The sequence below is a fragment of the Streptomyces sp. NPDC002018 genome, assembly GCF_042890865.1.
GTDB lineage: Bacteria > Actinomycetota > Actinomycetes > Streptomycetales > Streptomycetaceae > Streptomyces.
Map to the genome: position 1 here is coordinate 70,699 of NZ_JBIASO010000024.1, position 14,661 is coordinate 85,359.

Below are 14,661 nucleotides of genomic sequence, written 5' to 3' on the forward strand. Positions count from 1 at the left end.
TCCGGTCGTCCGCCGGGGCGTGGGCGTCCGCCCTGGTGTGGTCGTCGTTCACGCGAAGACCGCCGTCCGGTAGCTCTCGTGGCGCTGTACGAGGTGGGCGTGGGACGCGGCGTCGGTGACGCGTCCGCCGTGCAGGAACACCACCCGGTCGGTCACCGCGAGCAGCGCCGGGCTCGTGGTGACCAGAATCGTGGTGCGTCCCCGCCGGAAGTCCCTGAGCGCGTCGGCCATCCGGGCCTCGGTGACGGTGTCGACCGCTGTCGTCGGGTCGTGCAGGACCAGCACCGGGGCCTCGGCGGCCAGCGCGCGGGCCAGGGCCACGCGCTGGCGCTGGCCGCCGGACAGGGACCGTCCGCGTTCGGTGACCGCCGTCGCGGCGCCATGGGGAAGAGCCTCGGCGACCTCGTCCGCGCCGGCCGCGGCCATCGCCGTCGCGATGATCCCGGGGGGACCTCCGGCGCCCTCGGGAGACCGCCCCACGGCGGCCGACACATTGCTGGCCAGCGTGCCCTCGAACAGGTCGGCGTCATGCCCGGCGACCAGCAGCACCCGCCGGATCTCCGCCGGGTCCAGGGCGGTCAGGGCCAGCCCGTCCAGCTCCACGGTCCCGGCGTCCGGATCGGCCACCCGCTCCAGACAGCCGAGCAGGGCCAGCGCGTCGGCCGGGTCGGCGGCCACCACTCCCAGCAGCTCACCGGGCGCGGCCTCCAGATCGACGTCACGCAGCGCCGCGTAGGAGACGCCGCGCAGCCGTACATGGCCACGGACCGGCACCGGCAGCGCGCTCGATCCCGGCGTCACCGCCGCGGGGGCGCCGAGCACCTTCGCGATACGCGCCGCGGACGAACGGCCCTGCGCCCACTCCGCGTTCACCCAGCCGACCACTTCGAGCGGCCCGAGCAGGAACAGCGCCAGCCCGACGGCCGAGACCAGCCCGCCCAGACTGATGTCGCCACCGACGGCCAGCCGGCCGCCGATCAGGGCGACCAGCGCGATGAACACACCCGTCAGCCCGAGCGTCATTCCCTTCTGCCAGGCCTGCGCCCGGGTCGCGCGGAGGGTGGCGCCCAGCGAGGCACGGCTGGCGGACCGGTAGCGGGCGACGGCCGCCGACTCGGCGCCGATGCCCTTGAGCACCCGCAGACCGGCCACGAGATCGGCGGCGACCGCGGACGCCTGCCCGGCCCGCTCCTGCTCGGCCTCGCTGCGCCGCTCCAGCGGCTTGCTCAGCAGATGGCCCAGCCACAGCAGCAGGGGCGTGCCCAGCAGCACGACGAGGCCCAGTGGTACGGAGATCCAGAGCAGGGCCGCCGCGCTGACGCCCAGCGCGGCCAGCGCGGCCGCCGCCTCCATCACCGCGACGTTCACGGCCCCGACCCGTTTGGCGTCCTCGGTCGCGGTGTTCACCAGGGCCCCGGGCAGTCCGAGCGCCTCGGTACCGCCCCCGGGATGCAGTACCCGGCCGACCAGCGCGATCCGCAGCTCGTGCGCGGCCGCGACGGCGGCACGCTCCGACAGCCGCGCACCGGTGCGGAAGCTGACGGAGAGTCCGACGTACACGGCGGCCAGCACACCGATCCACAGCCAGAGCGCGGTCCCGTCGCCCTCGGCGACGGCCTGGTCGATCACCAGGCCGATGAGCACCGGGATGAGCGCCTCTCCCGCCTGGTGCCCGGCCGCGAGGAGGGACGACAGGGCGACATCGCGCCGTTGCCCCTTCACCGCACGTCTCAGGACATCCCGCCCCGCTGGGCCTTGAGCCCCCACCGCACTCCTCCGGCTCCTGAGATCCCCGCCCATTGAGCAGGCACAAAAACTTAGGTAAGGCTATACTAAGTGGCTGTCGACTGGCCACCCGGCCGGCGGAGCACGGCACCGCTCACCGCCGCTCCGTGAGCGGTCGTACGCTGGAGACGTGGCTGTAGCGGCAGGCGAGTACGAGATCGGCCCGGAGACCGGCCGACTGCTCGTACGTGTCTTCCGCCGGGGCGTGGCCGCGAAGGTCGGACACGACCTGCTCATCGAGGCCACCCGGTGGGAGGGCCGTGTGAGCGTACCGGCCGACCCCGCCACCCCGCCGACGGTGACCGTACGGGCGGACCTGGGCGCGCTGGAGGTCCTGGAAGGCACGGGCGGCGTGAAGCCGCTCAGCGAGGGTGACAAACGGCAGATCCGGCAGAACGCGGACAAGGTGCTGCGTACGGACCACTACCCGCGGGCGGACTTCACCTCCACGGCCGTCGAACCCCATGACAGCGGCGCGACCGTCGAGGGCGATCTCACCCTGGCCGGGCAGACCCATCCGCTGCGCCTGGAGATCCAGCAGCGGGACGAGTCGACCCTCACCGGCTCCGCGAGCGTGGTCCAGTCCCGGTGGGGCATCAAGCCGTACTCCGGCTTCTTCGGCGCTCTCAAACTCCGCGACGCGGTCGACGTGGAGTTCACCGTCACCCTGCCGACGAGCTGACAGCCGACGAGCTGACACCGCCCCGGGCACGGCCCGTCGGCGCGCTCCAGGCCCCCTCGCCATATCGACGGGCGATCGACGAACGCGTGCCACCGAGCCCGTCCCGTCTCGTCCCGCCCCGTCCCGTCAGGCGCCTGCGACGAGACGCCGGGCCCCGGTTCACCCCATCGGGCCCGCGTCGGTTCACCCCATCGGGCCTGCGTCACAGAAGGTGGGCAGTGCCCGCACCAGGTCGGAGGGAAGGGCGAGGCCCTCGTCGGTGGACGGGTTGACCGCCAGCCACAGGCCGTCCGCCGGCCAGTGCTCGGCCAGCTCGACGACGGGGATGCGCAGCGCGGTGTCGGGGTCGCCCCCGGCTTCCACCAGTGCGTCCTCGGACGTGAAGACGGGGACGTACCGATTGCCGTCCTGTTCGATCACCGGCAGGGCGACAGCGCCGTCGGGAGGCTCCTCCTCGCCCTCGACCGGCGGCGCCTGCGGCAGCAGTGCCATGCTGTTCGCGAGATCGGTCAGGGCGATCTGGGTGTCCGCGGCGGCCTGGCTCTCCGCCGCCTCGGCCGCGGCCTGGATCTCCTCGGCGGAGGGCGACCCCATCGGGGGTGCGTGTCCGTCCGGATTCGGGGTGCTCATGGCCAGTCCTCTCCTTCGGCGTCGCTCACCGCCCACCCGCTGGTACGGGCGGGCACGGTTGCCGCAGTCGCCGCCGGATGCCGCCCAGCGGCACGGGGCCGGGGCAAGCGTGGCAATACCACCCAGGCTATGCGTCCGACACCCTCGGCGCAGTTCTCGCCGAAAGAAATCGCCGCCGATCGTGACCCGGCCTCCTGCCTGGGACGATCGGGCCCCGGGGCCGGCACCAGGATCAGGCCACCCGCCCGCCGGTACGGACGTGTGGGCGGCGGTCCGGGAGCGGCGGGGCGGGTGCGGCGTCGTCCGGGTGAGCTGGGGACACGGGAGGGTCTGCGGCGAGGGGACGGGCAGGCCCGCAGGGCTGCGTACCGACGGAATTAAGTCAGTCGCTTGCTTTACAGTAGCAATGGCGGTTGACTGATCACGTGCTCGGCCCGGCCTCGGGGAGGATGCGCGATGGGTCATGACGAGAGTGATCAGGCGGTGGGTCGTGAACTTCCGGGCGCGACCGCGCTGGAGCCGCCGGTGGAGTGGGCGGACCTGCGGGACCGATGTCCTGCCGTCCCGGCGCGGGAGCTACGCCCGGTGGAGGGCCTCGTGGGCGGGCCCCGCGAAGTCCCGGTGGGGTGGTGAGTGTGACGGGCAGGATCGTGCGTACGGATCGGGCCGACGCGACACGGGAGCTGATCCTCACCACGGCGGAGCGGCTGTTCGCCGAACACGGCGTGTTCGCCGTTTCCAATCGTCAAGTCAGCGTAGCCGCGGGGCAGGGCAACAACGCAGCGGTCGGGTACCACTTCGGCACCAAGGCGGATCTCGTACGGGCGATCGCACGCAGACACGCCGAACAGGTCGAACAGCTCCGCGCGGGGATGGTGGCCGAGGCCGGCGGTTCCACGGACGTACGGGACTGGGTGGCCTGCCTGGTGCGCCCCGTCACCGACCATCTCGCCGCCCTGGGCCGCCCCACGTGGTACGCCCGGTTCTGTGCGCAGGCGATGACCGATCCCGCCCTGCGCGGCATCATGATCCAGGAATCGCTCAGCGCGTCCTCGCTGTACCGGATCATCGAGGGGCTCGACGCGTGCCTTCCCGATCTGCCGCCCGAAGTGCGGGCCGAGCGCGGTGACATGGCACGTCAGCTGATGGTGCACATGTGCGCCGAGCGGGAACGGGCGCTCGCCCTCGGCGCCGCCACCCCACGGTCGAGCTGGCGCGACGCCGGGACCGGTCTGATCGACGCGATAGTCGGGCTGTGGCTGGCCCCCGTCTCCCACCCCTGATCACAGCTCACCCTCCCCGGGGCCGGCATCACGGTCCCGCGACCCGGCGGACCCCGGACGTTCCTTCCTGACGCACAGACGGAGGAGTAGTGAAGTGACGAGGAAAGCAACGGTGGACGAGGACAAGTGCCGCGGCGCGGGTCAGCGCGTACTGCCCGCCCCGGACGTGTTCGACCCGCGTGACGAGGACAGGGACGTGTTCGACCGGCGTGACGAGGACAGGATCGTGGTCCTGCTCGACGCGACCCCGCCGGAGCCGGCGCACCCCACGGTCCGCGAGGCCGCCGTCATGTGCCCGGCCGCCGCGACCGAGCGGAGTGAGAGCGAGTGAACGCCCCCGCCGGTGTGCTGGTGGTCGGCGCGTCCGCCGCCGGTCTGACCACGGTGGAAGCGCTCCGGCGCCACGGCTACGCCGGGCCCGTCACCGTGCTGGGCGCGGAGACCCATCCGCCCTACGACCGGCCCCCGCTGTCCAAACAGATTCTCTCCGGTGCCTGGCAGCCGGACCGGGCCCGGCTGCGCCCGCGGGAGGCGCTGTCGGCGCTGGGCGCCGAGTTCATCCTCGGTGACCCGGCGGTCGGCCTGGACGCTACGGCACTCGCCGTGCACACCGCGTCCGGACGGACACTGCGCGCCGGCGCGGTCGTCGTGGCCACGGGAACACGCCCCAGGATCCTTCCCGGGCAGGCCGCTCTGGCCGGGGTCCATGTGCTGCGCACACTCGACGACGCGCTGGCGCTGCGGGCCGCCCTGCTGACATCCGCACGCCTGGTGGTCGTGGGCGACGGTGTGCTCGGCGCCGAAGTCGCCGCCACCGCACGGACCATGGGACTGGACGTCACCGTCGTGGGGCCGCAGCCGGCCCCCATGGCGAACCAGCTCGGCCACCCCGTCGCCGGGCTGCTCGCCGAGCTGCACACCGGACACGGGGTGCGGCTGCGTCCGGGAAGCGGTGTCCGCGGCCTGACCGGCGGCGGGGGGACGGTCACCGGTGTGAGCCTGGACAACGGTGACACGCTCCCGGCCGACCTGGTCCTGGTGGCGATCGGAGCCGATCCGGTGACCGGCTGGCTCCACGGCAGCGGCCTGCGGGTGGACAACGGCCTGGTGTGCGACTCCCGTTGCCGGGCCGCCGAGGGGATCTATGCCGTCGGGGACGTGGCGCGATGGCATCACGACCGGCTCGGCGCGCTGCTGCGGCTGGAGAACCGGACCAACGCCACCGAGCAGGCCATGGCCGTCGCGGCCGGCCTCCTCGGCGGCGAGCGGCCCTACACACCCGTGTCGTACTTCTGGACCGATCAGTTCGACGCGAAGATCCAGGTGTACGGCGTCGTTCCGGCCGACGCCGAGATGTCCGTCGTGGACGGCGACCCGGCGACCGGACGTTTCGTCGCCCGCTTCCGCCGTGAGGGCGCGGTCACCGGCGTGCTCGGCTGGAACATGCCCAAACAGGCCCGCCTGCGCCGCCAGGAGGTCGCCGACGCGCTCGGCGGCCCCGCTCCCGCACCGCGCTGACCGGCACCCGGGGCGTCCCCCTCGGCCGGTGCGCGCCCGTCCAACGGGACCTGACCGGGGCGTACCCCTCGACCGCGGCGTACCCCTCGACCGGGGCGTACGCCTCCCCCTCCCCACACCACCCCTGACCGCGAGAAAGCCCCGACACACCCCCTTGGAGCAGACCATGACCAGTACGGTCGAACCGGTCGGCGAGAGCCTCGCCGGATTGCCGCGATTCCCGATGGCCAGGGCGGCGGGCTGCCCGTTCGACCCGCCCCCGACCGCGGTGACCAAGCAGAAGGAGGCCGCGCTCAGCAGGGTCGGTCTGTGGGACGGCAGCACTCCCTGGATGGTGACCCGGTACGCGGAACAGCGGGCCCTCCTCGCCGACCCCCGGGTCAGCGCCGACATCAACCGGCCCGGCTACCCGCTCCAGACACCGCTGCCCCCGGGCGGCGGGTCCGCCAGCTTCATCCTGATGGACGACCCCGAGCACGCGCGGCTGCGGCGCATGGTGACCGCGCCCTTCGCCATCAAACGGGTGGAGGCCCTGCGCCCGGCCGTCCAGACGATCGTCGACGAGCTGATCGACGACATGCTGGCCGGTCCGAAACCGGTCGATCTGGTCGACGCGTTCGCCCTGCCGGTGCCCTCGCTCGTGATCTGTGAACTCCTCGGAGTCCCCTACGGCGACCACGACTTCTTCCAGGACAACAGCCAGATCGTCATCAAGCGCGACACCGAGCCCGAACAGCGCGTCGCCGCCCAGCGCGCGCTGCTCGGCTATCTGGACGAACTCATGGGCGAGAAGATCGCCGCCCCCGCCGACGATCTGCTGTCCGGTCTGGCCGAGCGGGTGAAGGCGGGGGAGCTGACCCGGAGCGAAGCGGCCCAGATGGGGGTGCTGCTGCTGATCGCCGGTCATGAGACGACCGCGAACATGATCGCGCTCGGCACGCTGGCCCTGCTCGAACACCCCGGCCAGCTGGCGCTCCTGCGTGACTCCGACGATCCCAAGCTGGTCGCCTCGGCCGTGGAGGAACTGCTGCGCTACCTCAATATCGTCCACAACGGCCGACGGCGGGTCGCGCTGGAGGACATCGAGATCGGGGGTGAACTCATCCGCGCGGGCGAGGGCCTGATCATGGCCAACGATGTCGCCAACCGCGACCCCGACGCCTTTCCGGAACCCGACCGCCTGGACATCGAGCGCGACGCCCGTCACCACGTGGCCTTCGGCTTCGGTGTGCACCAGTGTCTGGGCCAGCCCCTGGCCCGGCTGGAACTCCAGGTCGTCTACAGCACCCTCTACCGGCGCATCCCCACCCTGCGGCTGGCGGCCGATCTCGATCAGATCCCGTTCAAGCACGACGGATCCGTCTACGGGGTCTACGAGCTGCCCGTCACCTGGTGACCCCGGCCCGCCGACCGGCCACCCCCTGAGTACGCGCCGACCGGCCACCCCCTGAGTACGCGCCGACCGGCCGCCCCCCCGAGTGCCGGCTGACCGGCCACCCCGGAGCGTCCGGGCCCACCACAGCCGGCCCCCCATCTCCTGCACATCTCTTGCGAACAACGGCACGACCGAAGGAGTTCTCATGAAGGTCACCCTCGACCAGGACAAGTGCGTCGCGTCAGGACAGTGTGTGGTCGCCGCGGCCGATGTGTTCGACCAGCGCGACGAGGACGGCATCGCCGTACTCCTGAACCCCAGCCCCTCGGCGGAGCTGGCCGACGACACCCGCCACGCCGCGGCCGTCTGCCCGGCGCTGGCCATCCACATCCAGGACTGACGCCCCGTCCGGCGGGACGCCCTCGTACGCACGCCCCCGCTCCGTGCCGTGCACGGGTGGGGGCGTGGCCGTAACGGTCACCGGGCAGGGGCGACCGGCGCCGGACACCACCGACGACGCCGCGCGTGTGCGGGCCGGGCGCCGCAGGCCGGGCGGGATGTGTCGGACAGCCCTTAGGGTGGTCATGGGGATGACCACGGCTCTCACGGCCCCGGCGTCGACGGGTGGCGTCCATGAACGAAGAGGTCGCTGAGCGGCAGGGGGACCTCGCCCGTCTGCTGCTGCACCATATCCACGCACCTCTCACCGGCGCCCTGTACATCCGGGGCATCCTTCCCGTACCACCGCCCGCCGAGGCCGTCCGCGTCGTCACCGGCGGCGGCGCGGACACCGCCCTCGCCCCGGAGCGGCTGACCGCGTACGAGATGCCCCTGCGCCTGGACGACGACCCGGTCACCGCGGACGAGGTGACCGGCGTCCTGCGGGCCCTGCACGCCGGTGCCCGCCCCCGCCCCGGCGACAGCGTCGGCACCCTGATGGGCATGCCCCTCGTCCAGGTGGACCCGGTGGCCGTGGACCGGGCCGCCGCCACGTCCGACGACCACGCCCTGACCATCCTGCGCGGGCTCGCCTGCCCCTTCACCGAGGAACAGCCCGACCCACGGCTGCGGGGATTCCTGCTCCTGGCCCCGGACCGGCTGCGTCTCTACCTCGACACCGAGGACATCCCGGGGGTGATCGCCGCGGACGTACGCCCCTCGGGAGCCGTCAGCGCCCTGCTGGCGGCCCTGCCGTCCCTCATCACCGAGGAGGACCGTATGACGGCGGACGACACGGACCCCCACTGCTCCCGTCTGGTGGACCTCATGGACTGGTGAGCGGGGCGGTCCGGTCCGCCCCGCTCACCACGGCCCGCGTCCGCGACCGCGCCGGTGTCCGCCCGGAAAGTGTTCGCCCGGCCGGTGTCCGCGTGAAGGGGCGTCAGCGCGGCTTGAGTGCTCTGCCGTCGATGACGAACGAGGCCGGGGCCCGGGACCCGGCCGCGTCGATCCGGCCCCCGAGCCCGGTGCCGTCGGTCCTCAGCCGGTGGTGGCCGGGACGGCCTTCTCCGCCCGCCGTGGGTCCGCGCTGACGAGGATTCCCACCAGGAGGGCGCCCACCACCAGGACACCGGCCGCCCAGCCGCACGCGACGGCCATGCCGTGGACCGTGGCCCCTTGGCGCCCCGCACCGGAGTGCGAGGCGAGATAGGCGGCCGAGGCGGCTGCCGCGACGCTGTTCAGCAGCGCGGTCCCGATCGAGCCGCCGATCTGCTGAGAGGTGTTCACGAACGCGGAGGCGACGCCCGTGTCACGGGGGTCCGACACGGTGGTCGCGGTGCTCATGATCGGCGCGACGAGGAGCCCCACGCCGATGCCGAACAGCAGCAGGGCGGGCAGGACCGAGGTCGCGTAACCGCTCCCCGGCGTCATCCTGGTGAGGAAGAGCAGGCCGCAGCTCTCGATGAGGAGCCCCGCCGTCAGCAGCACACGGGGCCGTACGAGCGGCATGATCCGCCCGGTCACCCGGGTCGAGACCGCCGCCGCGACCACGACGTACGGCAGGAACGCCAGGCCGGCCTTGAGGGACGAGTACCCCATGACGTCCTGGAACTGGAAGGTCATGAACAGGAACATGCCGAGCATCGCGAAGGTGGAGATCACGATCGCGAGGAAAGCGCCCGCCCGGTTGCGGTCGGCCAGGACCCGGGGCGGCAGCAGGGGGTGGGCCACCGTGGCCTGCACCACGCCGAAGACGCCCAGCAGAACCACGCCCCCGGCCAGGGAGCCGATGATCACGCCGGAGCCCCAGCCCTGGGCCCCGGCCTCGCCGAAGGCGTAGATACAGGCCACGATCCCCGCGCAGCCGAGAGCCGCCCCGGCGATGTCGAGCGGCACCCGCGGCGGTTTCGGGGGGTCGGGGAAGAGGCGCAGGCCGCCGACGATGACGACCAGCGAGAGGGGCACATTGACATAGAGGGTCCAACGCCAGTCCAGGTACTGGGTGATGGCGCCGCCGAGCACGAGCCCCACCGCTCCTCCGGACATCAGCGCGGCCCCGTACACGCCCAGTGCCTTCGCGCGCTCCCGGCCCTCGGGGAACACGCTGGTCAGCAGGGCCAGGGTGGAGGGTGTGAGGAGCGCGGCGAAGACGCCTTGCAGGGCGCGGGCGGTGATGAGCGTGGTGGCGCCGGTCGCCGCCCCGCCCAGGGCGGAGGCCGCGGCGAAGCCCGCCACTCCGATCAGCACCGTGCGCCGGCGCCCCAGCACATCGCCGAGCCGGCCGCCGAGCAGGAGTAACCCGCCGAAGGCCAAGGTGTAGGCGGTGACGACCCATCCCCGGGAGGCGTCGCTGAGACCCACCTCGGCCTGGGCGGTCGGCAGGGCGATCGAGACGATCGTCATGTCCAGCGCCACCATCAGTTGCGCGCCGCTGAGCATGGCCAGCGCCCACCAGCGTCGTCTCGCGCCCTCCCGTCGCGCCGTGGCATCCGAAGGAGCGTCGCTTGCGGCTGTCTCCGTCATTGAGACCCCATATCTGGACGGATTCTGTCCACTTCGTGGCCTACGGTACAATGAACGGACGGAAATCGTCCAGATCGATCTTGGGTCGGGGAGGGGTGGTGCTCGTGGTGGGGCGAACGGGGGAGACCGTCGCAGGTGCGGAGCCCGCGGGCCTGCGGGCCGACGCCCGGCGCAACAGGGAGCGGATCGTGGCGGCGGCCCGCGAGCTGTTCATGACGCAGGGCGTGGATGTGCCGATGGACGAGGTCGCCCGGCGCGCGGGGGTCGGCAAGGGCACGCTCTACCGCCGCTTCCCCGACCGTGACCTCCTCCTGGAAGCCGTGGCCTGGGACATCTACGAGCGTCTGATCGTCATGGCGCGACGGGCCTGGGAGGAGGGCCCTGACGCCTGGAGCCGGCTGAACGCCTTTCTCCACGAGTGGGCCGCGTTCCGCTTCGGCCTGGCCAACTCCCCGCTGTGCCACCCGATGCGCGAGGCGCTGAGATCGAACGAGCGGCTGCGCGAGGCCCGCGACGTCTGGCTCGATCTCTTCGAACGCATGGTGCGTGAGGCGCAGGACGACGGGGTGCTGCGGCGGGACATCGGCTGCGGCGACATCGTGATGTTCATGGACCGGCTCGTCCAGGAGACCGGGGCGCCCGCCGGTCTCGCGGAGACCGTACCGGCCCGTCTTCTGGAACTGCTGCTGGACGCCCTGCGGGTCCAGCCCGGTTCCGTGCTCCCGGGCCGGCCCATCACCGGAGCCGACCTGAACCGGCCCGTGTCCGCCCCGTGAGCGCCGGCTCCCGGCAGGAGGCGCGCGCCGCGCGAAAGGACGCCCCGCTCCGGTACGCCCCCATCCCGTCACCGGGAAATCGCCGGTCGACTCCGTTGTCCCGCAGAGCGATTGACAGTTCCGGTCAAAATGAGTCCCAGGTGCCCCATCAGTTGTCGGCCGAGGGAATTTATAGGGCGACGAGCGAATACGCAACGGGATTTTTTTCGGCCAGGAGGATCGCCGGGCGTGGGGCGGCGATTCCCGGGTGCGCGGGACATGAACTGCGCCTTCACCAAAGGGAGGCGGCCAGGCCGATTGGCCACCGGGGCACTGTGAATTTCCTGCCGGATACCTTTACGCTGGGTGCCGTGGTCTTGCGGCGGGGGCAATAGGAGTGCGGCCGGGATCCTGTCTTCGGCAATGGCGCCTGTCGGCCGGCGCTCGACGCCGAACCCGGCCCGGAACGGACGACTCCCCGCGTGACCATTGGTCCGACGAAGGAGTGAGGAGGTAAGGCCCGCCCCGGGCTCGCCCCGGCGGCATGAACGGGAACGACGTTTTCACGCACCATCACTCGCTTTCACGCACATTCATTCGTTCAAGCCATTCAGCAGCCGACGTGCACGCGATCCCGACGACGACGTCGCGGCGCCGCGTGCGGGCCCAGGGGGGACAATGACCGGTCTGCCCATGCGTGTGGCCACCGGCGTAGCCATGGCAACGCTCGTACGGGGGACAGAGAATGACACGTCATGTGTCAGGAGCCGCGGCGCGCCAAGCGCTGCTCGGCTATCTGGCCGAAGTCCATGCGGAGACCGGCCGGTTCGTTCTGATGACCGGTTCCGTGCTGTCGGGAAAGACCACTCTGGTCACTGAGTTCGCCCACGCCTCCCGGACCCGGGGCGCACGGGTCCTGAGCGCCACCTGCTCCAGATTCAGCCGCAGCGATCCGCTCGGCGTGCCCAGACAACTGCTGCGCGACCGCCGCTGGGCCGACCCGCACGAACCGTCGGCTCCCGCCTCGGAGTCCTCCTCACTCGCCCAGGCCATCGAGACCGCGGTCTTCGACGTCCTGCGGCTGGCCGCCGCCGGCCCGCTGGTCGTCTGCGTGGACGACATCCGCCACGCGGACCCGGCCTCCGCGCGCTTCGTGGAATCCCTCGCGGCGCGCGTCCGCCACCATCAGGTGCTGCTCGTCGTCACCGATCAGACCAACGCCTCGCACGGCTCGGTCCGGCTGCGGCGCCGCCTGAACGGCGAACAGCACGTACGCGGCCTCGCCGTCGTACCGCTGTCGGAGTCCGATGTGGCCGACCTCGCCCGCACCGAGTTCTCCCTGCGCCGCGTGGACCGCTTCGCCGTACGGCTCCGTCAGCTCTCGGGCGGCAGCCCCCTCCTCACCAAGGCCCTGCTCCACGACCACGCCGCCTGCTGCGGCTGCCACGGCGAACTGGAGGACCTCAGGGGCCCGGTCACCGGCGCCGCCTACCGGCAGGCCGTCCTCGACTGCCTCCACCGGCTCGACCCGGATATCCGGGACATCGCGGAAGCGCTGGCGGTGGCGGACGGCTTCGGAGCCCTGGAGGTCATAGCCGAACTCACCCGCCTCGACCTGCGCGCGGTCGAGGAATCCACCGAAGAACTGAGCGCCTGCGGGCTGTTGCACGCCGGCGAATTCCGCCATCCCGCCGTACGCGAGGTCATCCTCGGCGACATGCCGCGCAGCCGGCGCACCGAGCTGAGCGGCCGGGCGGCCGCGGTCCTCAGGGCCGCCGGAGCGCCCATGGAGGACGTGGCGCGCTGGCTGAGCGCCATGGACGACGCCGACCGCGCCGGAAGCCGTACACCGCGCGCACTGCCCCGGGCGGAGCACGGGCACGACGGAGGCCGGTCCGCCGTGAGCCGGGCACCGGCACTGGTGGCCAGGCCCCGGACCGAGGAGGCGGGCACCGGCAGGACGGCCGGGGGCGGGGAGCACCGTGCGCCGGGCGGCGGGGAAGGGAGACCGCGCGCGCGGCGCGGCCGCACGGATGACGTACCGCCGCCCGAGCCGCCGCCGGGATCCGGATCGCCGCCGGGACCCGGCTCTCCGTCCGTACCCGGATCGCCGTCCGCGGCGTCCGGGACGCCGGGGGAGCCCGGGGAGCCCCGGACCCCCGGGGGGCTCGGAGTGTCCGACGGGGCCGGGACGTCCGGCGCTTCCGCCGTGTCCCGCTCCGTGCGCGGCGAGGGCGACTCCCTCGCCGCTTCGCTCACCGGCCGCCACGAGGAGGCCGAATCCGGGCCGGGCTCCCTCCAGGAGGACCACCACTCGCTCTGGCTGGCCAGAGGCGAGCTGTGTCTGCTGGACCACCGCATCGCCGCCATCGGCCGCCGGGAGAGCCCCGAGCACCTCGAACTCCTCGCACGCCGGCTGCTCATCGCCTGCGAATTCCCCGGCCTGCTGCGGGAGGTGGGCCGTAAGGAGCGAGTGACCGGGCGGACTCTGGAGGACCGCCTCACCCGCTCCCCGCGCTACGCGGCGGCCTGGGCCCTCTCCGGCACCCTCACCGAGGGCGGCCCCGACGGGCAGGAACTCGTGCGGGCGACCAAGCGGGCCCTGTACGGCTGTGACGCCACCGCGGAGAACCTGCCCGCCATCATGGCCGCGCTGGCCGCGGTGGTCCGGCACGACAACCCCGGCCAGGCGTCGTTCTGGCTGGAGCGCTTCGCCCGCGCCACGGACGGCCGGCTCGCCTGCGGGCAGGCCCGCTTCCGGGTCGTCCGCGCCGAGATCGCGCTGCGCGGCGGTGACCCCGCCACGGCGGCGGAGGAGGCGGAAGGGGCCCTCGGCCTGCTCCCCGCCCGGCTCTGGGGCATGTGCATGGCCGAGCCCCTGGCCTGCGCGATCCTCGCCCATGTCGCCGAGGGCAACCCCGCCGCGGCGGCCGTCCTGCTCTCGCACCAGGTGCCCGACTCCCTGTTCGACACCCGCTACGGACTCGACTACCTCTACGCCCGGGGCCTGTACCGCCTCGTCGTCGGGGAATCCCTGGCGGGACTGGCCGACTTCCTGCGGTGCGGCGGACTGATGGCCGACTGGGGCACCGACCGGCACAGCCTCGTCCCCTGGCGACTGGCCGCGGCAGCGGCGTACGTGACCATGAACGAGTACGGGAAGGCCGTCGACCTGATCGACGCCACCCTCGACCGGATCCACGCGGACGCCCCCCGCGGCGGTACGAAATGGGGGGACCTCCACGCCCGTACCCGGACACCCGCGGACCGCGCCAAGTTCGGCGAGGGGGTGTTCGCGAAACTCCGGGAATCGGCCGGGACCCCCGGCCTGTTCGACCTGCTGGAGAGCTTCCGTACCGGCGAGGCCGCCCTGGAGAAGAAGCCGGACGTTCCCCGCTACAAGATCTACGACCGGCACTCCACCTTCCTGGAGAAGCTGAGCCCTTCGGAACAGCGGGTGGCCGTCCTGGCGGCCAAGGGACGTACCAACCAGCAGATCGCCCATGACCTGTCCATCACGGTCAGTACGGTCGAACAGCACCTCACGCGTATTTACCGCAAACTCCAGCTCGCCGGGCGCAACGAACTGCGCGCCAAACTGGGCTGAACCAGCTGAGCCATCTCAACCAGCTGAAACGGCTGAACTGGCTGAAGCAGCTGAAACGGCTG

12 protein-coding genes are annotated in these 14,661 nt (G+C 72.5%); 9 read left to right on the plus strand and 3 right to left on the minus strand.

The features are described 5' to 3' along the window. Positions 1–48 precede the first annotated feature (48 nt). On the minus strand, positions 49–1,800 hold the full coding sequence (locus ACFYYH_RS30215; protein ID WP_388557619.1) for an ABC transporter ATP-binding protein: 1,752 nt from the start codon (positions 1,798–1,800) through the stop codon (positions 49–51). Between the two features lie 115 nt (positions 1,801–1,915). Here ACFYYH_RS30215 and ACFYYH_RS30220 point away from each other — a divergent pair, with 115 nt between their 5' ends. Further along, the gene (locus ACFYYH_RS30220; RefSeq protein WP_388557622.1) at positions 1,916–2,467 is read left to right on the plus strand and encodes a YceI family protein; all 552 of its coding nucleotides are present in this window, start codon (positions 1,916–1,918) and stop codon (positions 2,465–2,467) included. A gap of 183 nt (positions 2,468–2,650) precedes the next feature. Here ACFYYH_RS30220 and ACFYYH_RS30225 read toward each other — a convergent pair whose 3' ends face one another. Next, complete coding sequence (locus tag ACFYYH_RS30225; RefSeq protein ID WP_388557625.1) at positions 2,651–3,097, minus strand: SseB family protein; 447 nt, start codon at positions 3,095–3,097, stop codon at positions 2,651–2,653. Positions 3,098–3,732: 635 nt separating this feature from the next. Here ACFYYH_RS30225 and ACFYYH_RS30230 point away from each other — a divergent pair. The 6 genes from ACFYYH_RS30230 (at position 3,733) to ACFYYH_RS30255 (ending at position 8,551) form a co-directional block, all read left to right on the plus strand. Beyond that, the gene (locus tag ACFYYH_RS30230; RefSeq protein WP_388557629.1) at positions 3,733–4,380 is read left to right on the plus strand and encodes a TetR/AcrR family transcriptional regulator; all 648 of its coding nucleotides are present in this window, start codon (positions 3,733–3,735) and stop codon (positions 4,378–4,380) included. A gap of 94 nt (positions 4,381–4,474) precedes the next feature. Further along, entirely contained in the window at positions 4,475–4,711 is a 237-nt protein-coding gene (locus ACFYYH_RS30235) for a ferredoxin (protein WP_388557632.1), read from the plus strand. Then, on the plus strand, positions 4,708–5,898 hold the full coding sequence (locus ACFYYH_RS30240; RefSeq protein ID WP_388557634.1) for an NAD(P)/FAD-dependent oxidoreductase: 1,191 nt from the start codon (positions 4,708–4,710) through the stop codon (positions 5,896–5,898). Before ACFYYH_RS30235 ends, ACFYYH_RS30240 begins: the two co-directional genes overlap by 4 nt. A gap of 166 nt (positions 5,899–6,064) precedes the next feature. Continuing rightward, positions 6,065–7,294, plus strand: a complete 1,230-nt coding sequence (locus tag ACFYYH_RS30245) for a cytochrome P450 (RefSeq protein WP_388557637.1) — start codon at positions 6,065–6,067, stop codon at positions 7,292–7,294. Between the two features lie 184 nt (positions 7,295–7,478). Further along, positions 7,479–7,673, plus strand: coding sequence for a ferredoxin (locus ACFYYH_RS30250; protein WP_388557641.1), 195 nt, complete (start codon positions 7,479–7,481; stop codon positions 7,671–7,673). A gap of 233 nt (positions 7,674–7,906) precedes the next feature. Further along, positions 7,907–8,551: a hypothetical protein gene (locus ACFYYH_RS30255; protein ID WP_388557644.1), complete on the plus strand. Its 645-nt coding sequence runs from the start codon at positions 7,907–7,909 to the stop codon at positions 8,549–8,551. 201 nt (positions 8,552–8,752) lie between these two features. On the opposite strand, the gene ACFYYH_RS30260 is transcribed toward ACFYYH_RS30255, so the two are convergent. Beyond that, the gene (locus ACFYYH_RS30260; protein ID WP_388557646.1) at positions 8,753–10,237 is read right to left on the minus strand and encodes an MFS transporter; all 1,485 of its coding nucleotides are present in this window, start codon (positions 10,235–10,237) and stop codon (positions 8,753–8,755) included. 104 nt (positions 10,238–10,341) lie between these two features. Here ACFYYH_RS30260 and ACFYYH_RS30265 point away from each other — a divergent pair, with 104 nt between their 5' ends. Continuing rightward, positions 10,342–11,013, plus strand: coding sequence for a TetR/AcrR family transcriptional regulator (locus ACFYYH_RS30265; RefSeq protein WP_388557649.1), 672 nt, complete (start codon positions 10,342–10,344; stop codon positions 11,011–11,013). A gap of 724 nt (positions 11,014–11,737) precedes the next feature. Beyond that, entirely contained in the window at positions 11,738–14,599 is a 2,862-nt protein-coding gene (locus ACFYYH_RS30270; RefSeq protein WP_388557652.1) for an AAA family ATPase, read from the plus strand. Positions 14,600–14,661: the final 62 nt, after the last annotated feature.